This is a genomic window from Nonomuraea jiangxiensis, from assembly GCF_900099965.1.
In the GTDB taxonomy this organism is placed as follows: Bacteria; Actinomycetota; Actinomycetes; order Streptosporangiales; family Streptosporangiaceae; genus Nonomuraea; species Nonomuraea jiangxiensis.
The window spans coordinates 56,359-80,595 of the sequence record NZ_FNDJ01000042.1; the positions used below are offsets into that span (position 1 = coordinate 56,359).

Genomic DNA, 24,237 nt, shown 5'->3' on the forward strand with positions numbered 1-24,237 from the left:
CGTGAGCAGGGCGGCGCCGCTGCGCATCAGGGGCGCCTTCCGCCAGTCCGGCATCGGCTGGATCTTCATCCTGCCGTTCGTGGTGCTGTTCGTCGTGTTCTACCTGGGGCCGCTGCTCGTGGGCATCGGGATGAGCTTCACCGACATGCGCAGCACCGACGTGACCGACCCGCTCGGCGTCAACCTGGTCGGCGTCGACAACTACCTGCGGCTCATGAACGACGGCGCCATGCGGCAGGCCGCGCTCAACACGGTCGTGTTCGTCGTCACCGCGCTGCCGCTGACCATCGGCCTCGGGCTGGCCTCGGCCGTGCTGCTCAACTCGGGCATCGCCCGGCTGCCCGCGGTGTTCTTCCGGCTCGGCTACTACCTGCCCTCCATCACCAGCATCATCGGCATCGCGGTGGCCTGGAAGTTCCTGCTGGAGCCGGAGGCCGGGCTGGTCAACCGGCTGCTGGAGCTGGTGGGCCTCCAGGGCCCCAACTGGTTACAGGACCAGAGCACCGCGCTGCCGTCGATCATCGTGATGACCGCCTGGCGCAGTTTCGGCTTCGACATGGTCGTACTGCTGGCCGCCCTGCAGACCATCCCCAGGGAACTGTACGAGGCGGCGGAGGTGGACGGCGCTGGGCGCTGGGCCCGCTTCCGCTCGGTGACCGTGCCAGCGCTGCGGCCCGTGCTGCTGTTCTGCACCGTCTACAGCTCCGTCGGGTTCATGCAGTTCCTGGAGGAGCCGCTGGTCATGACCAGGGGCGGGCCGCTCAACTCCACGCTGTCGGCCTCGCTGGCCATCTTCGGCCAGTTCGGCGTCGGCAACTACGGCTACGCCGGCGCCGCCGCGACCGTGTTGTTCACGGTCATCGTGGCGCTCGCCGTACTGCAACTGAGGCTGGGGAGGAACAGGTGAGCCGCACCCGCCGCCAGCGCGCGGTCGTCTACCTCGGGCTCAGCGCCGGCCTGGTGCTGGTCGTCGGGCCGTTCCTGTGGACGGCGCTCAGCTCGGTCAAGCCCGAGCGGGAAATCAGGCGCGACCCGCCGACGTTCTGGCCGGAGACGTTCACCCTCGACAACTTCGCCGAGCTGTTCCAGCGGGTCGACATCGGCACCGCGTTCGTCAACAGCCTGCTCATCGCGCTCGTGCTGGTGGCCACCAACCTGCTGTTCTGCTCGATGGTCGGCTACGCCTTCGCCAAGCTCTCCTTCCGCGGCAAGAACCTCGCGTTCGGGCTGGTGCTGGTGCAGCTGGCGATCCCGGCGATCGTCCTCATGGTGCCGCAGTTCGTGCTGATCGCGAGGCTGGGCATGGTCAACACCTTCCTCGGGATCATCCTGCCCGCCGTGGTGGCGCCGATCGGCGTCTTCATGATGCGGCAGTTCATCTCCGACCTGCCGGACGAGCTGATCGACGCGGCCCGGGTCGACGGCGCCAGGGAGTTCCGGATCTTCTTCACCATCATCATGCCGCTGTGCGGGCCGGCGCTGGCCACGCTGGGGCTGATCACGTTCCTCAGCTCGTGGAACAACTTCCTCTGGCCGGCCGTGGTCGCGCAGAGCGAGAGCATGTACACCCTCCCGGTCGCACTCAACATCCTCAACGGCAACGAGGGCACCCACTACAACCTGCTGGTCGCCGGGTCGGTCGTGGTGATCGCACCCATCCTGTTCCTGTTCGTCTTCCTGCAGCGTTTCTTCATCCAGGGCATCGCCACCACCGGCCTCAAGTAGAGGAGCACGCCCATGCGCAAGACGGTCCTGTCAGGTCTGCTCGTACTGGTTCTAGCCGTCCCGGCCACCCCCGCGGCGGCCTCCGGGGACACCACGCTCCACCGCTACGCGAAGGACACGTGGCGGTCGATGGCGGCCATGGTGGAGCCGGCCACCGGCCTGCTGGCCGACAAGGTGACCGGCGACCTCAAGACCCGTGCCAAGGTCACCTCGCCCACCAACATCGGCACGTACCTGTGGAGCACGCTCGCCGCCCGCGACCTGCGCCTGATCGGCGGCGGCGACGCCACCGCCAGGGTCGGCAAGGTGCTGAGGGCGCTGGAACGGCTGGAGCGCGACACCCCCACCGGCCAGTTCTACAACTGGTACGACCCCGCCACCCTCCAGCTGGTCCGCACCTGGCCGGAGACGGGCGACGTCGTGCGCCCGTTCGCCTCCAGCGTCGACAACGGCTGGCTGGCCACGGCGCTCATGATGGTCCGCAACGCCATGCCCGCCCACGCCCCGGCCGCCAACCGCCTGCTGACCTCGATGGACTTCGAGTCCTACTACGATCCCGCCGCCCGCCCCGACGCGGGCACCGGGTTACTGCGCGGCGGCTTCTGGCCGGAGCCGCCGGACGGCTGCTACGTCGAGAGCGACTACGCCGGCACCGGCACCACGGTCTACTCGACCTGCCACCACTACGGCGCGCCCGCCGAGACCCGGATCGGCACCTACGTCGGCATCGCGCTGGGCCAGATCCCGCGCGAGCACTATTTCGGCCCCTACCGGACGTTCCCCGACAACGCCTGCGACTTCGGCTGGCAGGACCAGAAACCGGTCGGCTCGTGGAAGCAGTACCTGGGGGTCAACGTGTGGGAGGGCACGTACGCCTACCGCGGCATGCGCTTCGTCCCGAACTGGGGTGGTTCGATGTTCGAGGCCCTGATGCCCGACCTCGTGGTCCCCGAGGCCGAGTGGGCGCCGCGCAGCTGGGGCCGTAACCACCCGGTGTTCGTCCGCGCCCAGATCGAGCACGGGCTCGACGAAGCGAAATACGGCTACTGGGGCTTCTCTCCGTCCAACGACCCGCACGGCGGCTACCGCGAGTACGGCGTGGACCCGCTCGGCATGGACGAACCCGGATACACCTCCGACCGCGAGCGCACCGGGACCGACCCCGGCTACGAGGGCTGCCGCCCGGCCAAGCCCGAGCCGGCGGCCTACGGCGACGGCGTGGTGACGCCGCACGCCAGCTTCCTGGCGCTGCCGTACGCCCGCGACGCCGCCCTGGACAACCTGGCCAAGCTCCGCCGGAACTTCGACGTCTACGGCCCCGGCGGCTTCTACGACTCCGTCGCCGTCCGCTCCGGGGTCGTGTCCAAGTGGTATCTCGCGCTCGACCAGGGCATGGCCATGGCCGCCCTGAGCAACACGCTCACCGGCGGCAACCTGCACCGTTACTTCGCCGGCTCCGGCGTCGAGGCCAAGCTGCGCCCGGTGATGCGCCTTGAGGAATGGGACGTTGAGGAATAGACCTCGTCCCGCCCACCCACTGAAAGGAAGCCCCTTGATGAACACGGCCGCGCACCACGACTGGCAGGACCGCATCGGCCAGGCGTCCGGCGAGCCGGCCGCGGCCTCGCGGCCCGGCCTGGAGGCCCCCACCGGCCTCAGGGCGGTTCCGGGGGTCGGCCAGGTGACGCTGACGTGGGACCCGGTTCCCGGTGCCATCGGCTACCTGGTGCATCGGGACGGCGCGCCGGCCGCGCAGCCGGACGTGGACGTGCCCGCGGTGCCGTCCTGCCGGTTCGTGGACACCGGGCACGGGGCGGCGGCCTACTCGGTGGCCGCCGTCTCGGCCATGGACCACGTGGGCCCCCTGTCCCCGGAGGTGCACGCGGAGCCGCTGCCCGCCGCTCCGGGGGCCCCGGCGTCGTCGGTGTCCGTCCGGGTGGACGCCCGCCGGGTCACCGGCGAGCCGGCGCGGCCGTGGGCGTACATGGTGGGGTCCGAGCACCTGTCCCACCTGCTGAGCACGGACGAGACCGGCGGGCGGCCCATCGGCGAGGAGCTGGCAGGGGCGCTGCGGATCGTGCGCGACGAGCTCGGCGTCCAGACCGTCAGGGCGCACGCCATCCTCTGCGACGACCTGGGCGTCTACAAGGAGGTCGACGGGCGGGCCGTCCACGACTTCAGCCGGGTGGACGAGGTCTACGACACGGTGGTGGCCCTCGGGCTGCGGCCGATCGTGGAGCTCAGCTACATGCCACGCGACCTGGCCGCCGACCCCACGAAAACCGTCTTCGGCTACGGGGCTATCGTCTCGCCGCCGAAGGACTTCGAGGCCTGGAGCGACCTGGTCAGGGCGCTGGTCGAGCACCTGGCGGACAGGTACGGCATCCAGGAGCTGATCGACCACTGGGCCTTCGAGGTCTGGAACGAACCCAACCTTGCCGTCTTCTGGTCGGGCACGCCCGAGGAGTACTTCCTGCTCTATGACGTCACCGCCGCCGCCGTGAAGTACGTCCACCCGGACCTGCGCGTCGGCGGCCCCGCCTCGGCCGCGAACGGCTGGGTCGAGGAGCTGCTCGCCCACGTGGCGGAGTCGGGCGCCGCGCTCGACTTCCTGTCCACCCACACCTACGGCAACGCGCCGCTCGACTGGCGTCCCGCCTTGGCCCGGTACGGGATGGACGTGCCCGTCTGGTGGACGGAGTGGGGTCCCACGCCGACCCACTTCCACGGCGTCGGTGACGGGCCCTTCGGGGCGTCGTTCCTGCTGCACGGCATGAAGTCGGCGGCCGGCCGGATCGCCGCGCTGTCGCACTGGGTGGCCTCCGACCACTTCGAGGAGCTGGGCCGGCCGCCGCGGCTGTTCCACGGCGGGTTCGGCCTGCTGACCGTCGGCAACCTGCGCAAGCCCCGCTTCCACGCCCTCACCCTGGCGGCCCGGCTGGGCGACGCCGAGCTGGCCGCCACCCTCGACGGCGACGTAGGCGGCGTCGAGGTGTGGGCGGCCCGGCACGACGACGGCCGGATCGGCGTACTGGTCTGGAACGGCACCCTCAACCACGCCCAGGCCGCCGGTGCGCCCGAGCTGGCGCGTACGGTCACGCTGACCGTCGACGGACTGGACGGCGCCCGCACGCTCACCCATCACCGCATCGACGCGGGCCACTCCAACGTGGAGGCGGCCTGGCAGTCGATGGGCGGCGGCGACTGGCCGGCGGGCGAGCAGTGGGACGAGCTGCGCGCCGGCAACACGCTGGAGGAGCTGGCCCCCGCGCGCAGGGTCGAGGGCGGCACCGTCACGCTGGAGTTCGAGCTGCCCATGCCGGGCGTCTCCTTCATCGAGCTGACACCCTAGCCGCCGCTCGTGAGCCCGCCGACCGCGCTTCGCGTCGGCGGGCTTTTCGGTTTCAGGAAGGTTTCGAACTCTTGACAGGGGGATGGCCACGCCTCAGTATCTTCACCACTAACTTTATTCCTAAAGAAAGTCCCTCATATGGCAGGCACGGACCGCGGCGACCTCACCAGGACGGCGATCCTCGCCCTCCTGGGCACGGTCGGCCCGCTGAGCCGCAGCGAGATCGCCCGCGAGCTGGATCTCAGCCCGGCCACCGTCACGCAGCTCACCAAGGAGCTCATCGGGCACGGGATGCTGGAGGAGCTGGACCTGAAGCCGTCCCGCGGCGGCCGTCCGGCCCAGCGGCTCGGGCTGGTGGGCAGCGCCGGGCGGGCGCTCGGGGTGAAGGTGACGGCCGACCACCTGGTGCTGGTGGACGTACGGCTCGACGGCGAGGTGCTCGGCTCCTGGGAAAGACCCCACGACCCGGCGGCCCCGGACGCGCTGGAGCACCTGGCGGACGCGGTGGAGTCCGTGGTCCGCGAGATCTCCGGGGTGCCGCCGCTGCTGGGCGTCGGGGTCGGGGTGCCGGGCAGCGTGGACGACCAGGCCGTCGGCACCGTCAACGCGCCGACGCTCGGCTGGCAGGCCATGCCGGTGGGTGAGCGGCTGCGTCGCCGGCTCAACCTGCCCGTCCTGGTCGAGAACGACGTGAACGCGCTGGCCGCGGCCGAGCGCCTGTACGGCCGGGGGCGTACGCACAGTGACTTCCTCGTGCTGACGATCGGGCGCGGCGTCGGCGCGGCGATCGTCGCGGACGGCCGGGTCTACCGGGGTGCGCGGGGCGGCGCGGGCGAGTTCGGGCACCTGCCGGTGGACCCCGAGGGGCCGACCTGCGGGTGCGGCGCCCGGGGGTGCCTGGAGGCGTTCGTCGGCTCGGCCGGGCTGCTGGCCACCGCCCGCGCCAGGCACGCCCAGGCTCAGGGGGGCGGCCGGCCGGGCGCGGACCCGGCTCAGGCGGACGCGCGTGACCCGCTCGGCGCGGTGGCCGCGCTCGGGCGGGCGGCGGCGGGCGGTGACGTGGTCGCCCGGGAGGTGTTCGCCGAGGCCGGGGCGATCCTGGGCCGCGCCACGGCGGGGCTGATCAACGTGGTGGACCCGGAGGTCGTGGTGGTGCTCGGCGAGGGCACGGCCGACTGGCCGCTGTGGCGCACCGGTTTCGAGCCGGCCCTGCGCGCGCAGTTGTACCCGGGGCGGCGCGACATCTCCGTCGAGGTGGAGAGCTGGGACGACACGAGCTGGGCGCAGGGGGCGGCGGCCCTCGTGCTGGCCACCCCGTTCGACTCCGCCGGAGCGGCGGGCGAGCAGGGCCGCCTGGTCCGCGCCCGCCTGATCGGAGCCCCCTCATGAGCGCCCGCCCGATCCTCGACCGCCCGATCCTCGACCGTCCGATCCTCGCCCGCCTGATCCTCGCCCGCCTGATCGGGGCCGGCTCATGAGCGTCCGGGAGGCCCTGCCCGATGCGCCGCCCCGGGCGCCCGTCACCCACGCGCGCCCGAAGCGGCGCGGCGGGTGGCGCTACGCCGGCACGGTCGCGCTGTTCCTGCTGCCGAGCCTGGTGCCGCTGGTCCTCTACACGCTGATCCCGATGGTCGGCTCCTTCTGGACCAGCCTGCACGAGTGGGACCTCATCACCGAGATGCGCTGGGTGGGCCTCGGCAACTACGTCGAGCTCATCGGCGACCCCGACACCCGGGCCGCGTTCCTGCACACGCTGTACTTCATCGCCGGTTACCTGCCGCTGGTCTACCTCGGCGGCCTGGGCCTCGCGGTGCTGCTCAACCGGGCGATGCCCGCACGCGGCCTGCTGCGCGGCGTCTACTTCCTGCCCGTGATCACGAGCTGGGTGGTCGTCGCGCTGATGTGGAAGTGGCTGCTCAACCCGGCCAGCGGCATCGTCAACTGGGCGCTCGGCCTGGTGGGCGTGAGCGGGCCCGGCTGGTGGACCGACCCCGACTGGGCGATGCCGTCGATCATCCTCGCCTCGGCCTGGAAGGACCTGGGGTTCGTAATGATCATCCTGCTGGCCGGGCTGCAGGCGATCCCCCGGGAGTACCAGGAGGCCGCCATGGTGGACGGCGCGACGGCCTGGCGCAGGTTCCGGCACATCACGCTGCCGCTGCTGTCGCCCTCGACGTTCTTCGTGGTGGTGATCTCGCTGATCAACGGCTTCCAGGTGTTCGACCAGGTCCAGATCATGACGGGCGGCGGGCCGGGGGGCGCGACGCAGGTGGTGGTCTCGCAGATCTACGACCTCACCTTCCGCTACGGCCGGGCCGGTGCCGCCTCGGCGCTGTCGTGGCTGCTGTTCGCGCTCGTGCTCCTGGTCACGATCGTGCAGATCCGGGGCCAGAGGCGGTGGGTGACCTATGGGTGAGCCGCGAGGACGGATCAGGAGCGAGGCGAGGACCTCCACCCGAGCCCTCTGGGCGAAGCCCCGCCGGATGGCGCGCTACGCCGTGGTGGGTCTCGGCGCGCTGGCGATGTTGTTCCCGTTCGCCTGGGCGGTGATCACTTCGATCACGCCGAGCGACGCCGTGTTGTCCGTGCCGCCCGACTTCACCCCCGAGGGCGCGAGCCTCGACGCGTACGGGCGGCTGCTGGAGACGCTGCCGTTCTGGCGGATCGTGCTCAACAGCGCCTGGATCGGCGCCGCCTCCACCACGTTGCAGCTCGTCACCAGCGCGATGGCGGCCTACGCGTTCGCCCGGCTGCCCTTCCCCGGGCGGGGCGCGTTGTTCGCGGTCTACCTGGCGACGCTGATGATGCCGCTGCCGGTGCTGGTCGTGCCGCTGTTCATCGAGATGCGCGCGTTCAACCTGGTCGACACCTACTTCGCGCTGCTCGCGCCGACGATCGCCTCGGCGTTCGGCGTGTTCCTGCTGCGGCAGGCCATCAACCAGGTGCCCCGCGAGTTCGACGAGGCGGCCGTGCTCGACGGTGCCGGGCACTTCCGCATCTTCCTGTACGTGGTGCTGCCGCTGATCCGCCCGGCGCTGGCCACGTTCGCCATCTTCGGCTTCATGGCGAGCTGGAACAGCTACCTCTGGCCGTTGATCATCATCAAGTCGCCGGAGTTCATGACCCTGCCGCTGGGCCTGGCGACCCTGCACGGTCAGTTCACCACGCAGTGGGACGTGGTGATGGCGGGCTCGGTCGTCAGCGTCGTCCCGATCCTCATCCTGTACGTCTTCGCGCAGAAGCACGTCATCGCCAGCGTCGCGCAGAGCGGGCTCAAGTAAAGGAATCCCCCCATGTCACGACACATCAAGATCGCCGGCGCCGTCGCGGCGGCCGCGTTGCTCGCCACCGCCTGCTCGCAGGGATCGGCCACCAGGGGCACCACCGCCGAGGCCGGCGGCAAGGTGACGTTGCGGTACTTCACCTTCTCCGCCGCGCCCGACCACGTGAAGGACCTCGACACGATCGAGAAGGCCTTCGAGAAGGAGAACCCGAACGTGGACGTGGTCGTCGAGACCGCACCCTTCGACCAGTACTTCACCAAGCTGCAGACCAGCATCGCCGGCGGCACCGCGCCTGACACGTTCGAGCTCAACTACGAGAACTTCGTCACCTACGCCAGCGCCGGCTCCCTGCTCGACCTCGGCACGGTGGCGGGCGACGGCGACACCTCGGTGTACGCGCAGGAGTCGCTCAACGCCTTCAAGCAGGACGGCAAGCAGTACGGATTGCCCGCCTCGTTCTCCACGGTCGTGCTCTTCTACAACAAGGACCTGTTCGACAAGGCCGGCGTGCCCGTGCCGACGGCGGACTGGACGTGGGAGGACGAGCAGGCGGCCGCCGAGAAGCTGACCGACAGGAAGAAGGGCGTCTACGGCGACTTCCAGCCGGTGCAGTTCTTCGAGTTCTACAAGACGCTCAAGCAGACGGGCGGCGAGTTCCTGTCGGCCGACGGCAAGAAGTCGGCCTTCAACAGCCCGCAGGGCGTCAAGGCCGCCAACTGGCTGGTGTCCAAGGTGGGCAAGACGATGCCGACCGAGGCCGAGATCGGCGGCACGGCGGACTACGACACCAACCTCTTCAAGTCCGGCAAGCTCGCCATGTGGCACAACGGCATCTGGCAGTTCGCCGGCCTCAAGGACGTGCCCTTCGAGTGGGACGTCGTCGTCGAGCCGGGTGACTCGGCCAAGGCCAGCGCGGTCTTCCACAACGCGGTGGCGGCCTCCTCGACCACCAAGCACGGCAAGGAGGCCTGGGCCTGGGCCCGGTTCCTGTCGGCGTCCAACACCGCGGCGACCACCCGCATCCAGTCGTCGTGGGAGCTGCCGCCGATCTCCGACCAGCAGATCCTGTCCGGTTATCTCAAGGATCCGAAGCCCGCCAACCGGCAGGCGGTCTTCGACTCGCTCAAGTCCATCGCGCTGCCTCCGGTGATCAAGCGCCAGCAGGAGATGCAGGACGCGGTGACCAAGGAGCTCAGCGAGGCCGCGGCCGGGCGCAAGAGCGTCGAGGACGCGCTCAAGGCGGCCGCCACCGAAGTCGACGCGCTGCTCGGCTAGCCGTTCCCCCCTTTCTACCCACTCAGGAGAGAATCGTTGTCCCTCGTCGCGCACAGCCTCGACGTGATCAAGAGTTTGCAGGCGTCTTCAGGGGCCTACCCGGCCTCGCCCACCTTCTCCGCCTACCGCGGCTACTCCTGGCTGCGTGACGGCGCGTTCATCGCCGAGGGGGTGAGCAGGCACGGCGACGTGGCCGGCGCGGACGCCTTCCACGCCTGGTGCGCCCGGGTGGTCGGTGACCGCGCGGGCCAGGTCGATGTGCTGGTGTCCCGCACGGGGCGCGGCGAGGCGGTTACGGCGGCCGAGATGTTGCCGACCCGGTTCACGCTGGACGGCGTGGACGGCGACGACGACTGGTGGGACTTCCAGCTCGACGGGTACGGCACGTGGCTCTGGGCGCTGCGCGAGCACGTCGTCCGGCACGGCAGGGCGGTGCCCGGCATCGAGAAGGGCGTCAGGACGGCGGCCCGCTACCTGACCGCGTTCTGGCACGTGCCCTGCTACGACTGGTGGGAGGAGCACGTCGAGCACCGCCACGTCGCCACGCTCGGCTCGATCCACGCGGGCCTGCGGGCCGCCGTCTCGCTCGGCGTGCTGAGCGCGGCGGAGTCGGCGGCGGCGGCCGAGGCCGTCGAGGGCGTCGCCGGGCTCGTGGCGCGGGAGGGCGTCAGCGGGGAGGGGCACCTGCGCAAGTGGCTCGGCAGCGACGCGGTGGACGGCAGCCTGCTGGCCTGCGTCGAGCCGTTCGGGCTGTACCCGGCCGGGCATCCGGTCGGCGAGGCCACGGTCGCCGAGGTCGAGCGGCAGCTCGCCCGCGACGGCGGCGTCTACCGCTATCTCGCCGACACCTTCTACGGTGGCGGGCGGTGGCTGCTGCTGGCCGGGTTCCTCGGCTGGAACCACGCCCGCGCCGGGCGGCGGGAGGAGGCCGTGCGTTACCTGGAGTGGATGGCGGCGCAGGCGACCTCCGCAGGCGACCTGCCCGAGCAGGTGTCCGATCTGCTGCTGGCGCCCGACCGGCGGCAGGAGTGGCTTGACCGGTGGGGCCCGGTGGCCACGCCGCTGTTGTGGTCGCACGGCATGTACCTGATTCTCGCCGACGAGCTGGGAGTGACGGCGTGATCCGGCACCGGCCCCATGGATCGGGGCACCCCTACGCGGAGACGGAGGACCAGCGCGTCCCGGCCAGGCCGCTGGACGGTGAGAGCGTGGAGCTGCGCGTGCGCGCGTCGGCGCGGGTCGTCTCCATCGTGTGCGACTGGTCCGTGGACGGTGCCGCGCCCGCCGAGCTACCCCTGGCCAGGCGGGACGCCCCGCCGCGGGCCGGCGCGGCGGAAGCGATCGGCGCGGCGGAACAGGCCGGCCCGGTGGACGGGACCGGCGCAGCGGAGGAGACCGGCGCGGTGGAAGGGGCCGGCGCCGCAGGAGCGGTGGACGGTGGGCACCTGGCCGCCGCCCAGGCGCGTGCCGCCCGCGCCGCCGCCGGTTCCTGGGGCGTGCGCACCCCCTCCCTGCGGGCCGGCAGCCGCTACGCCTACCGCTTCCGGGCGACGACGGCCGACGGCGCGACCCGTGCCACCCGGTGGTTCGAGGTGACGGCGGCGAGCTGGTCCGGCGCGGGCGGCAAGCTGGAGGTCACGGGTGCCGACCGGGTCGTGCCGGGCAGCGTGGGCTGGCTCGCCGACGGTGACGGCCCGCTGCGGGTGCGCTTCGAGCTGGAGCTGGGGCCGCGGGAGCACGTGGTGGGCTTCGGCGAGCGGTTCGACGCCGTGGACCAGCGGGGCCGCGCCCTCGACGCGGTGGTCTTCGAGCAGTACAAGGCGCAGGGCCGGCACGGGCGTACGTACCTGCCGATGCCGTACGCCATGGTGGTGGGCGGCCCGGCGAGCTGGGGCTGGCACGTGCGGACCTCGCGGCGCACCTGGTACGACGTCGGCGCGTCACGGCCCGGCCGGATCGTGGTCGAGGCCGAGACCGGCCCGGACGGCGAGCTGGGCGTGCGCTTCTACGACGGTGAGCGCCCGGCGGACGTGCTGAGCGCCTTCCTCGACGACGTGGGGCGCCCGGCCGAGCTGCCGTCGTGGGTTTTCCGGCTGTGGGCCAGCGGCAACGAGTGGAACACCCAGGAACGCGTGCTGGCCGAGATGGACCGGCACCGCGAGCACGGGATCCCGGTGGGCGCGCTGGTCATCGAGGCGTGGAGCGACGAGACGACGTTCACGGCGTTCCGCGGGGCCGAGTACGAGCCGTCGGAGGAGCCCCACCGGCTGGCCGACTACACCTTCCCCGCCGACGGGCCGTGGCCGGATCCCCAGGGCATGGTGGACGAGCTGCACCGCAGGGACGTCAAGGTGCTGCTCTGGCAGATCCCGCTGCAGAAGATGCGCCCCCACCCCCGCCATCAGGCCGCCGTGGACGCCCGGCAACTCGTCGAACGCGGGTACGGCGTGCGCGAGGCCGACGGCCGGCCCTACCGCAACCGGGGCTGGTGGTTCCCGCTGGCGCTCATGCCCGACCTGTCCTCCCCGGAGGTCCGCGACTGGTGGACGGCCAAACGGCGCTACCTGGTCGAGGAGGTCGGCGTGGATGGGTTCAAGACCGACGGCGGCGAGCACGCCTGGGGCCACGACCTGCGTTACGCCGACGGGCGCGACGGCGCCGCGGGCAACGGGCTGTTCTCCGTGCACTACGCTCGCGCGTTCGGCGACCTGCTGCGCGCCTGCGGCAAGGCGCCGGTGACGTTCAGCCGGGCCGGGTTCGCGGGCTCGCAGCCGCACGGCGCCTTCTGGGCGGGGGACGAGGACTCGACCTGGGAGGCGTTCCGCTCCTCGATCCGGGCCGGGATCACGGCCTCGGCCTGCGGGATCGTCTATTGGGGCTGGGACCTGGCCGGCTTCTCGGGGCCCGTGCCGGACGCCGAGCTCTACCTGCGGGCGGCGGGGGCCTCGGCCTTCATGCCGATCATGCAGTACCACTCCGAGTTCAACCACCACCGCCTGCCCATGAGGGATCGCACGCCCTGGAACGTGGCCGCCCACACCGGGGACGAGCGGGTGATCCCGGTGTTCCGGCGGCTGGCCGAGCTGCGGGAGCGGCTGGTGCCGTATCTGGCCGAGCAGGCGCGGGCGGCGACGGCCGGCGGGGCGCCGCTGATGCGCGGCCTGTTCTTCGACCATCCGGATGACCCGGAGGTGTGGCGGCACCCGCTGCAGTACCAGCTCGGCGACGCGCTGCTGGTCGCGCCCGTGACCGAGCCCGGTATCACCGAGACGTCCGTCTACCTCCCCGAGAAGGAGGGCGGCTGGGTCGATGTCTGGACCGGGCGCGAGCTGGCCGGCGGGCGGACGGTGAGCCTGCCGGCACCCCTCGACCGCCCGCCCGTCATGTGCGCGGCGGAGCACTGGACCCGTCTCTCTCCCGTGTTCACCGACTGAGTGGTAGCTGCTTGAGAGGAGCACACCCCCTATGAGTTGGTTACGGTCGGTCGCCATCGTCTCGGCGCTCGTCCTGCTCACCTCCCTGGTCTCCGTCTCTGTCTCCGTCTCCGCCTACGCCCTGGACGGCGTCCACCACAACCCGACCGGAATCGACGACCTCTACTCCAGCGAGCCCACCGAACGGGTCCCGCGCGACCCGATGGCCGGTGAGCCGGTCCAGATCAACGCGACGACCTGGCCGATCGAGCCCGGCCAGACCGTCTGGGTCACCTGGACCAGGAACGGGGTCGGCCAGACCCCGGTGGGCGCCGCCTGGGACCACAACAGCGGCAACAACAGCTACTGGAAGATCAACCTCGGTACGTTCGCCCGGGGGGACAAGATCTCCTACACCGTCAACGCGGACGTGAACGGGGGCGGTCAGAAGAGCGTCGGCCCGTTCGTGTTCACGGTCACCTCGTGGAGCACGGTGACGAACGTGACCGGGTTCGTGAACAACGGCACGTCGGTGGACGTCACGACCGGTGACAGCGCGGGGAGCTTCACGCCGAAGATCCGCTTCGCCTTCCCCGCGCTCGACCGGTTCCGTACGCAGATCGCCCCCAGCGGCTCTGGTCTCAACATCTCAGGCGTCTCCGGGTACACGGTGACGAACTCCGCGAGCACGTTGACGATCTCCACCAGCTCACTCGTGCTGAAGATCCAGAAGTCGCCGTATCGGCTGTCGGTCTACAAGGGCGACGGCACGACCCTGATCACCCGCCAGTACGACCCCGCCACGTTCCGCAACATCGGCTGGGCCAGCGACGGCGCCACCACGATCACGAAGATCGAGGACCACTTCCTGTCGCCGCCCGGCGAGCGCTTCGAAGGCTTCGGCGAACGCTACGACCGGCTCGACCAGCGCGGCACCGACGTGCACAACTACGTCTACAACCAGTACCGGGCCAGGGCGCCACCCGGCGCACGTATCTGAGCGTGCCGTTCTTCCTGAACTCGGCCGGGTACGGCGTGCACGTCACCGGCACCCGCTACGCGATCTTCAACCTCAACACGCACCTGAGCGACCTGGCCGGCTTCACCGTGGACACCGGCGGCGGGCTGAACTCGACGCTCGACTACCACTTCTTCGCCGGCACCCCGGCCGAGATCGTGGACGACTACACGGCGGTCACCGGGCGGCCCCAGCTTCCGCCGAAATGGGCGTTCGGGGTGTGGATGTCGGCCAACGAGTGGAACACCCAGGCCGAGGTGAACGCCGAGCTGGCGAACGTGGGGACGTACAAGATCCCGCACACCGCGATGGTGCTGGAGCAGTGGAGTGACGAGGCCACGTTCTACGTCTGGCACGGCGCCACGTACACGGCCAAACCCGGCAGCGGCAAGCTGGCATACGCGGACCTGACGTTCCCGGCGGGCAGCGCGTGGCAGGACCCGAAGGCCATGGTCGCCAACGCCCACAGCAAGGGGATCAAGATGATCCTCTGGCAGATCCCGGTGTTCAAGGAGAACTTCGACACCAACCCGCCCACCGCGCCGCAGCAGCACCTCAACGACAAGGCGTACGCGCAGGCGCAGGGATACGTCGCCAAGAACGCGACCAACGGCCCCTACCGCATCCCGACCGGCCAGTGGTTCGGCGACAGCATGGTCCCCGACTTCACCAGCACGGCCGCGACGAACTGGTGGATGAGCAAGCGCGACTACCTCATCGACGAGGTCGGCGTGGACGGCTTCAAGACCGACGGCAGCGAGGCCGTCTTCGGCAGGGGCGTGCAGTTCGCCGACGGCCGCAAGGGCGACGAGATGCACAACGCCTACCCCAACAGCTACACCGGCGCCTACAACTCCTACGTCAAGGGCAAGAGGCCCGACGGCACGATCTTCAGCCGGGCGGGCACGACCGGCGCCCAGACCACGTCGATCTTCTGGGCGGGCGACCAGAACTCCAGCTTCTCCGCCTTCCAGGAGGCGGTACGGGCCCAGCTCAGCGCGGGGCAGTCGGGCGTGCCGTTCACGGCGTGGGACCTGGCGGGTTTCACCGGCGACTTCCCCAGCGCCGAGCTCTACCTGCGCTCGACGGCGCAGGCCACGTTCTCGCCGATCATGCAGTACCACTCGGAGAAGGCCAACCCCGGCGTCTCGGAGGCCCGCACGCCGTGGAACGTGCAGGCCCGCACCGGGAACACGAGCGTGGTGCCCGCCTTCCGCAAGTTCGCCAACGTGCGGATGAACCTGATCCCGTACCTCTACACCGAGGCCAGGTCGGGCGCCACGACGGGCGTGCCGATGATGCGGGCCATGAGCTTCGCCTTCCCCGGTGACACGGCGGCGGCGGGGCACGACCAGCAGTACCTGTTCGGGTCACAGCTCCTCGTGGCCCCGATCACCACGCAGGGCGCCACCTCCAAGAACGTCTACCTGCCCGCGGGGGAGTGGTACGACCTGTGGAACGGGGGCCGCTTCACCGGGCCCGGCACCAAGACCTACAACGCCGGCCTGGACACCATCCCCGTCTACGCCAGGCCCGGGGCGATCGTCCCGCTCAACCTCAACGCCGACTACCAGCTCGGCGGTGAGATCGGCAACAGCGTGAACACGCATACGAACCTGACCTTCCGCATCTATCCCTCGGGCTCGACGTCGTACGCGTACTTCGAGGACTCCGCGAACGCCACCCGCACGATCACCTCGGCCGAGAACTGGACCGCTCACACGGTGACCGTCACCGTGCCCGCGCTCACCACGACCAGCACGCTGCAGGTCGCGAGCACGAAGCCGGCGTCGGTGACCGGCGCGACCGCGCGAGCGAGCCTCGCCGACCTCAAGGCCGCCTCCGAGGGCTGGTGGTGGGACCCGGTGCAGCAACTCACCCACGTCAAGCTGCCCGGTGCCGCGGCCAACCGCACCATCACGCTCAACGGCGTGGACAAGGCGGCCTACGAGTCCGAGTTCGCCACCGGCACCGGCACCTCCACCAACACCGACCACGCCGGCTACACCGGAACCGGCTTCACCGACGGGTTCGCCACCTCCGGGGACGCGGTGACGTTCAACGTCAAGGCGGACGCGGCGGGCAGCCATCAGCTCAAGTTCCGCTACTCCACCACGGCGGCCGCCACCCGGACCGTCTACGTGGACGGGGTCGCCGCGGGCACGCTCTCGCTGCCCGCCCTCGCCAACTGGGACACCTGGGGCACGGCCACGCTCACCACCTCGCTCACAGCGGGCGCCCACACCGTCAGGATCGCGTACGACGCCTCGAACACCGGCGGGATCAACCTCGACAACCTGGTGGTGGCCCGGCCATGAAACGTGCGCTTCTTCTCCTGACCGCCCTGTTCCTGCCCCTGCTGGTGGCGCCGCCCGCGCGGGCGGCGGTCCAGCGGGTGCAGTTCACCAGCGGCTCCACCTACCTGATCGTGGAGTTCCTGGACGACGATCTGGTGCACTTCGAGCTGGCCAACGGCACGTCGCCGGGGACCGGCTCGCCCATCTTCACCACGCCGCAGGTGGCCAAGACCGACTACCCGGGGCCTACGAGCTTCAACCAGTCGGGCAACACCCTCACCACGGCGGCCATGAAGGTCGAGGTGACGGCCGGCACGCTGTGCGTGAAGGTGTCCGACCCGGCCCGGCTGCTGTACGAGGCGTGCCCCCGCAACCTGGCCCAGGCGTGGAAGGGCCTGTCGATCAGCAAGGGCTCGATCCAGCACGCGTACGGGCTGGGCGAGCAGTTCTTCACGGGCGGCAGCGCCGACGGCGACTGGGTGGGCCGCACCCGCACCCCGGGCGGCCCCTACGGCAACGCCATGGTGTACGACGGCGACAACGGCCCGGTGGGCAACGCCCAGATCCCCGTGCTGTTCGCGGTCGGCCCGGCCAGTCCGACCTTGGGCAACCTGAACTACGGCCTGCTGCTCGACCAGGTGTACAAGCAGGAGTGGAACCTCACCGGCGACCCGTGGACGGTCGACACCTGGGGCGACCAGCTCAGGTGGTACACGATGACCGGGCCCGACCTGCCTGACCTGCGCAAGGACTACATGGAGCTGACGGGCCGGCCGCCGGTGCCGCCGAAGAAGGCGTTCGGCCTGTGGGTGTCGGAGTTCGGCTACGACAACTGGGCCGAGATCGACAACCGGCTCTCCGGGCTGCGCGCGGCGAAATTCCCCGTGGACGGCTTCGTCCTCGATCTGCCGTGGTTCGGCGGGGTGACGGCCGGCTCCGACAACACCAGGATGGGCTCGCTCACCTGGGACACCGCCGCCTTCCCCAACCCGTCGGCCACTATCGCCGACTTCCAGGCGAACAAGGGCGTCGGCCTGATGACGATCGAGGAGTCCTATGTCGGCAGGAACCTGCCCGAGCACGCCGACCTGGCCTCCCGCGGCTATCTCGTACGGGCGGGGTGCGCGGCCTGCGCGCCCGTCTACCTGACCACGAACGACTGGTGGGGCCGGGGCGGCATGATCGACTGGACGCAGGACGCCGCGGGCGACCACTGGCACGCCGTCAAACGCCGGCCGCTGGTGGACGCCGGGGTGCAGGGCCACTGGCTGGACCTCGGCGAGCCGGAGATGTACGACGCCGGCGACTGGACCTCCGGCGTGCTGCCCGGCAAGCACGCCCACGCCGACTACCACAACGTCTACAACCTCAAGTGGGCCGAGAGCATCGCCCGCGGCTACGCCTCCGGCACCAAGCGCCCGTTCATGCTGGCCCGCTCCGGCGCGGCGGGCATGCAGCGGCACGGCGTGGCCATGTGGTCGGCCGACATCGGCTCCAAGCTGACCGCGCTCGCCCAGCAGCAGAACGCGCAGCTCCACATGTCGATGTCGGGCATCGACTACTACGGCTCCGACATCGGCGGCTTCCGCAGGGAGATGCTCGACTCCGACCTGAACGAGCTCTACACGCAGTGGTTCGCCAACGGGGCGTGGTTCGAGGTGCCGGTGCGCCCGCACACCGAGAACCTGTGCAACTGCGCGCAGACCTCACCCGACAAGATCGGCCATACCGCCAGCAACCTCGCCAACCTCCGGCAGCGCTACGAGCTGGCGCCCTACTACTACTCGCTGGCCCACCGGGCCTACCGGTTCGGCGAGCCCGTCGTACCGCCGCCGGCGTACTACTACCAGAACGACCCGAACCTGCGCGAGGCCGGCCACGAGAAGCTCATCGGCCGTGACCTGCTGGTCGGGGTGGTGGCGGGCGCGGGCGAGCGCGCGCGGGACGTCTACCTCCCCGCCGGCACCTGGTACGACTACGCCACGGGCGAGAAGCTGACCAGCACCGGCCAGTGGTTCACCGACCGGCCGCTGTGGGTGAACGGCGTCTTCCGGCTGCCGGCCTTCGCCCGGGCGGGCGCGATCCTGCCCAAGATGTACGTGGACGACAAGACCATGAACGTCGTGGGCAAACGAACCGACGCCACCACCAGGAACGAGCTGATCGCCCGCGTCCACCCGGATGCCGCCGCCACGAGCTTCACGCTCTACGAGGACGACGGGGCCTCGACGGCGTACCGGACCGGCGCCGTCCGGACGACGCAGATCAGCCAGCAGCTCACCGGCAGCACGGCGACCGTCACGGTGGCCGCCTCCAGCGGCACCTACACCGGCGCTCCGAGCAGCAGGCAGAACGTCGTCGAGCTCGTCACCGACACCCAGGCCTCGGCTGTCACGCTGAACGGCAGCCCGCTGACCCAGCGCGCCGACAAGGCCGCCTTCGACGCGGCCGCCAGCGGCTGGTACAACGCGGGCGGCAACCTCGTCGTCGCCAAGTCGGCGGGCACGGCCGTCACGACGGCCAAGACGTTCGCGTTCACGCTCGGCCAGGCGCCGGTGTCGGCCACGTTCACCTGCCACAACGGCACCACCACGCCCGGCCAGTCGGTCTACGCGGTCGGCAGCGCGCCGCAGCTCGGAGCGTGGTCGGTGGCCGCCGCCGTCAAGCTGTCGCCGACCGCCTACCCGACCTGGACGGGCACGATCGGCAAGCTCCCGCCCAACACGGCGATCGAGTGGAAGTGCGTCAAGCGGCAGGAGGCCAACTTCCCCGACACCGCCGACCAGTGGCAGCCGGGCGGCAACACCGTGCTCACGACGCCGGCGAGCGGCAGCGCCGGCACCACGACCGGGACGTTCTGACACCCTCGCGACGGGCCGGGGCGGCATGGCGCCACCCCGGCCCCACGGTTCACGTGAGCCGTGCGCCGGCGTCACGTGAGCCGTGCGCCGGCAGCCGGCAGTGCGCCGGCCGGCCCGCCGCAGGACCACCCGAACCCGGCACCGGGGACCTCGCTCCGGACCGCGCGGCCCGATCCGGAAAAGGTGGAGAATTTCCTGATCAGCGGGCGAAGGGAGACGTAGTGAAACTGCCCGGGTGGCTGGCGGAGATCCCCGGCGAGCAGCCGTACCCTGTGGTGTTCGCGACGGTGAGCGGGGCGCACCTGTACGGGTTCCCCTCGGTGGACTCGGACGTGGACCTGCGCGGGGTGCACGTGCTGCCGGTCGAGGAGGTCGCGGGGCTGCGGCACGGGCCCGAGACGCTGTCGCGGATGTGGACGCGCGACGGCGTGGAGGTCGACCTCGTCACGCACGACGCCGCCAAGTTCTGCCGGTTACTGCTCGGCCGCAACGGCTACGTCCTGGAGCAGCTGCTGTCGCCGCTGGTGGTGGCGTCCTCGCCGGCGCACGCGGAGCTGGCCGCGCTGGCGTCCGGCTGCCTGACGCGGCATCACGCCCACCACTATCTGGGGTTCGCCCGTACGCAGTGGCGGTTGTTCCAGAAGACCGGGGAGCTGAAGCCGCTGCTCTACACCTTCCGGGTGCTGGCCACGGGCACGCACCTCATGCGCACGGGGGAGCTACAGGCCGACCTGACGCGGCTGTACGCGTACGGGCCGGCGTACCTGCCCGAACTCGTCGCCGCGAAGCAGGCCGCCGAGCACGGCGTGCTGCCCCGCGGCCTCGCCCCGGGTGAGGACCTGGAGGCGGACGTGGAACGGATGACGCGGACGCTGGAGGCGGCCCGGGACTCCTCGGCCCTGCCCGAACGGGCCACCGCCGAGGCGGCGCTGCACGACCTGGTGGTGCGCGCCCGCTCACGGGGCTGAGGGCCCCGTACCGCTAGGCCCCGGAGGGACCCGGTAGGCCACGAGGATCACCTTGGGGCCCTCAAGGGCAAGCTCTTGCCATGCCGAGGGTCTCGACCGGCAGTACGGGGAAAGGACACCCGCCAAGGCAGGAGTCGGCTCGGCGGGAGGCAGGGTGAGCGATCGTGGTGGCGAGCAGCCCATCCTGGTCGGCTACGACGAATCGCCGGGAAGCGAGCAGGCGTTGCGCTGGGCCGTCCACGAGGCGCGGCTTCGCGGACTCCCGGTGCTGGTCTGTCATGCCTGGCAGTGGCCCTACCCGTTGCGTCCCGTCAGCGAGAAGGTGCTGGCGCAGGTCGAGCGGATAGCTACGGCGGTGGTGCACAACGGTGTCCGCCATGGACGCGAGCTCGGCGGCGTCGAGGTCCGGCCCATTATGGCCAAGGGGCCGGCCTCGGCGGTGTTGCTGGAGGCCGCGCGAGAGGCCGCTCTCGTGGTCCTGGGCTCCCGAGGGGTGGGAGGGTTCGAGGACCTGCGGGTGGGGTCGGCGGCCGTGCAGGTTCCCGCTCACAGCTCCAAGCCGGTCGTCGTCGTACGGCCCGGCGAACCGGTGGTTCGGGACGGCGCGCGGATCGTCGTCGGCATCGACGGCTCTCCCGCCAGCCGGGCCGCCTTCGATTTCGCCCTGGAGGAGGCCGCCCTGCATGGCGGGACGGTGAGGGCCATCTGCGGCTGGTGGGATCCCGGAGCCCTGCCAGGGCCCGATGCGCTTCCCTTCGTGGACGCCGAGACGATGCGTGCGGGGGCCGAGGCCCGCTTCCGGGAAGTGGTGCTACTCCTGACTTCGCGGTATCCGGCCGTGCCGGTCACGACCGAATTCGTGGCCGAGCGCCCCCCACGGGCAATCGTCGAAGCGGCCAAGGACGCGACGCTGCTCGTACTGGGACGTGGCGGACTTGATTCGAGATCAGGCCCCGTGCTGGGCGTGGTCACCCAGGCCGCGCTGACCGAAGTCCACTGCCCGGTGGCCGTGACCCCGCCACCGGACTGATCCTCCCCGCTCACGCCTCGAACAGGCACCGCGCTGCCCGTCGGAACCGGATCGTCCCGACACCCTCTTCGCGCGGTCAGCGCCACCCGGGCGGCGCCTGCGGGCGTGGCGGCCCGGGGAACGGCGAACCGCCGTCATGGCCCACGTCGTGTCATGCGGCGATGGTGAAGCGCTGGTCCAGGCCGGTGACGCGCAGCAGCCGGGCCAGGATCGGAGAAAGCCCGGTCAAGGTCAGTGCGGTACCGCTTTCCTTGGCGCGGACCTGCACCTTCAACAGCACACGCAGGCCGTCGGCACCGCAGAAGGTGACCTGGGACAGGTCCAGGACGAGCGAGCTGGTGCTGTGGTTGAGGGCGTGCAGCAACTGCCGGCGGAGCCGCTCCGTGGTGAGGATGTCGATGTCGCCGGACAGGAGCACGTAAGTCGGTGTCGAGGCGGTCGTCCCGCCGAGCGGAGTTGCGTAGATGATGGCCATATGTCTCGCCTTCGTAGAGGCTGAACTGGGATGTGATATCGAGCTGGCGGCAGGCGGCACGTGTGGTCGTGCCGGCGCTGACGGCTGCCTGAGGGAGCACGTCGCTTTCTGCCCGGTGGCCGACCCGCCCTCGTTCTCCGGGAAGGCCGGGCCGCCGGTGGCGGTCGCGTGCGGATCGGGGCGGGGTGGCAGGGGCGCGAGGACGAGGATGTCGTCGGCGGTCAAGCCGTTGGAGTCCTGAGCGTCAGCGTGGCACCGGAAGGCCCGGCGGCTGCGAAAGACGTGCGTTGCGGAAGAAGTGCCGGCGTCATAGTCGCCTGCCTCGTCCAGGTCCCTCCGGAAAGGGGCCGGTGCTGGTGGTTCGCCGCGGGCGACGCCGACCTGAATGCCAACGCTCGGAAAGTCCTCGGTGTCTTCACTCTACCTCACGACTTCCGGAATCCCCCTCCGGCAGCATCGGGATGAACGTGGACGGCCCGGACCTCGGTCACGGTGAAGCCGTCGATGGTGTGCCGGTTCTGCAGAAGGAACCCGACCAGACCCGCCACCGCGTCCACTCCCTGGACGGCTCTGGCCTGGCCGGTCAGGACGAAGACCAACGGAGTGGACGGCTGGTCGAGCGCGAAGTCGCGGCCGTGGCGATGCACGTCGTGCAGGACTTTGATCGGGATCGGTCGCGGGGAGGTGAACCATACCGCGACCTTCCACAGCGGCAGGGCCTGATCGGCTTCGGCCGCGGATTGGTAGCACGTCACGCAGCCCTGACCGACATGGTGCCCGTGGAGACACGTCCATCGGGTGATTTCGTCCTGGGACTGGTGGCGAGTGCCGAGGGCTGTGGTCTCGATGACCCGACGAGGAGCAGGGCGGGCTTTGCCGTCGATCACGGAGTGCTCGCTGATGATGGACCCTTCCGCTCGTTGCGGACCTTGCCCGTGACGCTGACCGTCTCGACCGGCAGGTCGGCGGTGGCGCCGCCGAGCATTCCTTCTCGGTGCAGGGGCGGCGCCAGGAACACTCGGAAAGCCACGGTCGCGACGAGACGATGTCGGTTCGGCATCTGGCGTGCCGCCTGTCTCCGGCGTGCAGGACCGGCTATTCCCGAGGCGATGTCAACCGGCTGCCGACATGCGGAAAGTCTCAGGTGAAGCCAGCATACGCCTACCTGTGCCGACCAGGATGGCGCACCGTGCCGGAGGTGTGAGCGGAGAGTCACGGATGGGGAGCGGCGGAGGAACCGGCAGGTCTGGACCTGCTCCTCGCCCCGCGGCGCGCGGTCGAGGAGCTGTTGCCACGCTCGACGGTTTTGTTCGGCGCCGAAGGGCTGAACGAGCGCCGACCGAAGAGCGCGACCTGGTCACAGCTTCACGAGCTTGGGGTACGGCGCGGCTATGCGGTACGTCTCAGTGCCGAAATCCACGATGACGGCGACATCCTGCTCAACCGCGATGATCCGGCCGAGGCCGTATTTGTCGTGGCTAGCCCGATCTCCAGCCACAAACTGCTCGACAGGGGGCGGCGGAACCTCCGGAACGTTGAAGGGACTGTTAGGCAGGGGTCGCCGGGGCGCGGCTTTGGGCCTCATGGTCTCAGTATGCGCCCAGTCAGTGATGAAAGGGACATGCATTGTGTGAAATATGTGCCGTCCGGGACCGACACCCGGCTCCGCACCTGCGCCATCGCAGAGATCGTACCCGTCATGCCGCCGTTGTGCCGCGGGAAGCCGGAACCGGCCAGGCGGCACGCTCGGGGCCCCGGCTGGTCAGCCGGCCGAGACGTTCGGACGCGCGGCCACGCCCTGACGCGGGTCGCTGGGCGCGCTTTCACTGGTGAAGACGAGCCCGAGCTCGTCCACCGTCACCTTGACGACGTGCCCCGGCCGGAGCTCACCGTAAAGGATCTTCTCCGACAGGGAGTCCTCCAGCTCGCGCTGGATCGTACGGCGCAGCGGACGGGCGCCCATGACCGGGTCGTAACCCCGGTCGGCCAGCAACTGCTTGGCCTCGGACGAGACGTCGAGCCCCATGTCGCGGTCCTTCAGCCTGGAGTCCACCTGGGCGAGCATCAGATCCACGATCTTGATGATCTCGGCCGGGGTGAGCTGGTGGAAGACCACGATGTCGTCGACACGGTTGAGGAACTCGGGGCGGAAGTGCTGCTTGAGCTCCTCCTGGACCTTCGACTTCATCCGGTCGTAGTTGGAGTCGGCGTCGTTGGACTTCGCGAACCCGACCCCGATGCCCTTGGAGATGTCCTTGGTGCCGAGGTTGGTGGTCATGATGATGACCGTGTTCTTGAAGTCGACCACGCGGCCCTGGGCGTCGGTCAGGCGACCGTCCTCCAGGATCTGCAGCAGCGAGTTGAAGATGTCGGGGTGGGCCTTCTCGATCTCGTCGAACAGGACCACGGAGAACGGCTTGCGCCGCACCTTCTCGGTGAGCTGGCCGCCCTCCTCGTAACCGACGTAGCCGGGAGGCGAGCCGAACAGCCTGGAGACGGTGTGCTTCTCCATGAACTCCGACATGTCCAGACTGATCAG

The 24,237-nt window shown here is 70.5% G+C and carries 20 protein-coding genes; 15 read left to right on the forward strand and 5 right to left on the reverse strand.

The genetic code is table 11. The features are described 5' to 3' along the window. Position 1 precedes the first annotated feature (1 nt). The 15 genes from BLS95_RS49830 to BLS95_RS49895 all read left to right on the forward strand — a co-directional run bounded on the left by BLS95_RS49830 (position 2) and on the right by BLS95_RS49895 (position 21,223). Positions 2 to 907 (forward strand): carbohydrate ABC transporter permease, encoded by a 906-nt coding sequence (locus tag BLS95_RS49830; RefSeq protein ID WP_218136401.1) that lies wholly within the window; start codon positions 2 to 4, stop codon positions 905 to 907. After that, complete coding sequence (locus tag BLS95_RS49835; RefSeq protein WP_090946653.1) at positions 904 to 1,725, forward strand: carbohydrate ABC transporter permease; 822 nt, start codon at positions 904 to 906, stop codon at positions 1,723 to 1,725. Before BLS95_RS49830 ends, BLS95_RS49835 begins: the two co-directional genes overlap by 4 nt. A gap of 12 nt (positions 1,726 to 1,737) precedes the next feature. Next, positions 1,738 to 3,243 carry a glucoamylase family protein gene (locus tag BLS95_RS49840; RefSeq protein WP_090946654.1) on the forward strand — a complete coding sequence of 502 codons (1,506 nt, stop codon included), beginning with the start codon at positions 1,738 to 1,740 and terminating at the stop codon, positions 3,241 to 3,243. 37 nt (positions 3,244 to 3,280) lie between these two features. Then, positions 3,281 to 5,077 carry a GH39 family glycosyl hydrolase gene (locus tag BLS95_RS49845; protein ID WP_090946655.1) on the forward strand — a complete coding sequence of 599 codons (1,797 nt, stop codon included), beginning with the start codon at positions 3,281 to 3,283 and terminating at the stop codon, positions 5,075 to 5,077. Between the two features lie 138 nt (positions 5,078 to 5,215). Then, positions 5,216 to 6,466, forward strand: coding sequence for an ROK family transcriptional regulator (locus BLS95_RS49850; protein ID WP_090946656.1), 1,251 nt, complete (start codon positions 5,216 to 5,218; stop codon positions 6,464 to 6,466). 85 nt (positions 6,467 to 6,551) lie between these two features. Beyond that, entirely contained in the window at positions 6,552 to 7,493 is a 942-nt protein-coding gene (locus BLS95_RS49855) for a carbohydrate ABC transporter permease (RefSeq protein ID WP_090946657.1), read from the forward strand. Next, entirely contained in the window at positions 7,486 to 8,358 is an 873-nt protein-coding gene (locus BLS95_RS49860; protein ID WP_090946658.1) for a carbohydrate ABC transporter permease, read from the forward strand. The genes BLS95_RS49855 and BLS95_RS49860 overlap by 8 nt, the downstream gene beginning before the upstream one ends. Before the next feature lie 12 nt (positions 8,359 to 8,370). Then, positions 8,371 to 9,636, forward strand: a complete 1,266-nt coding sequence (locus tag BLS95_RS49865) for an ABC transporter substrate-binding protein (protein WP_090946659.1) — start codon at positions 8,371 to 8,373, stop codon at positions 9,634 to 9,636. A 36-nt stretch (positions 9,637 to 9,672) separates the two neighbouring features. Further along, a complete protein-coding gene (locus tag BLS95_RS49870; protein WP_090946660.1) occupies positions 9,673 to 10,758 on the forward strand; it encodes a glycoside hydrolase family 15 protein in 1,086 nt (361 codons plus the stop codon). After that, positions 10,755 to 13,070 (forward strand): glycoside hydrolase family 31 protein, encoded by a 2,316-nt coding sequence (locus tag BLS95_RS49875; RefSeq protein ID WP_090946661.1) that lies wholly within the window; start codon positions 10,755 to 10,757, stop codon positions 13,068 to 13,070. Before BLS95_RS49870 ends, BLS95_RS49875 begins: the two co-directional genes overlap by 4 nt. Positions 13,071 to 13,101: 31 nt before the next feature. Further along, positions 13,102 to 14,049, forward strand: a complete 948-nt coding sequence (locus tag BLS95_RS57380) for a hypothetical protein (protein ID WP_218136402.1) — start codon at positions 13,102 to 13,104, stop codon at positions 14,047 to 14,049. A 2-nt stretch (positions 14,050 to 14,051) separates the two neighbouring features. Continuing rightward, a complete protein-coding gene (locus BLS95_RS49880; protein WP_218136403.1) occupies positions 14,052 to 16,385 on the forward strand; it encodes a TIM-barrel domain-containing protein in 2,334 nt (777 codons plus the stop codon). Continuing rightward, entirely contained in the window at positions 16,382 to 19,225 is a 2,844-nt protein-coding gene (locus BLS95_RS49885) for a TIM-barrel domain-containing protein (protein ID WP_090946662.1), read from the forward strand. Before BLS95_RS49880 ends, BLS95_RS49885 begins: the two co-directional genes overlap by 4 nt. Before the next feature lie 221 nt (positions 19,226 to 19,446). Next, a complete protein-coding gene (locus BLS95_RS49890; RefSeq protein WP_090946663.1) occupies positions 19,447 to 20,193 on the forward strand; it encodes a nucleotidyltransferase domain-containing protein in 747 nt (248 codons plus the stop codon). 154 nt (positions 20,194 to 20,347) lie between these two features. Continuing rightward, the gene (locus BLS95_RS49895) at positions 20,348 to 21,223 is read left to right on the forward strand and encodes a universal stress protein (protein ID WP_090946664.1); all 876 of its coding nucleotides are present in this window, start codon (positions 20,348 to 20,350) and stop codon (positions 21,221 to 21,223) included. A 151-nt stretch (positions 21,224 to 21,374) separates the two neighbouring features. Here BLS95_RS49895 and BLS95_RS49900 read toward each other — a convergent pair whose 3' ends face one another. The 5 genes from BLS95_RS49900 to BLS95_RS49915 form a co-directional block, all read right to left on the reverse strand. Continuing rightward, on the reverse strand, positions 21,375 to 21,698 hold the full coding sequence (locus BLS95_RS49900) for an STAS domain-containing protein (RefSeq protein ID WP_090946665.1): 324 nt from the start codon (positions 21,696 to 21,698) through the stop codon (positions 21,375 to 21,377). 425 nt (positions 21,699 to 22,123) lie between these two features. Then, complete coding sequence (locus tag BLS95_RS49905) at positions 22,124 to 22,453, reverse strand: hypothetical protein (RefSeq protein ID WP_090946666.1); 330 nt, start codon at positions 22,451 to 22,453, stop codon at positions 22,124 to 22,126. A gap of 128 nt (positions 22,454 to 22,581) precedes the next feature. Beyond that, entirely contained in the window at positions 22,582 to 22,728 is a 147-nt protein-coding gene (locus BLS95_RS56470) for a hypothetical protein (protein ID WP_176993835.1), read from the reverse strand. Positions 22,729 to 23,055: 327 nt separating this feature from the next. Then, complete coding sequence (locus tag BLS95_RS49910) at positions 23,056 to 23,283, reverse strand: hypothetical protein (RefSeq protein ID WP_090946672.1); 228 nt, start codon at positions 23,281 to 23,283, stop codon at positions 23,056 to 23,058. Between the two features lie 177 nt (positions 23,284 to 23,460). Further along, positions 23,461 to 24,237, reverse strand: a 777-nt coding sequence (locus BLS95_RS49915; RefSeq protein WP_281250138.1) for an AAA family ATPase, incomplete at its 5' end; no start/stop codon positions are given.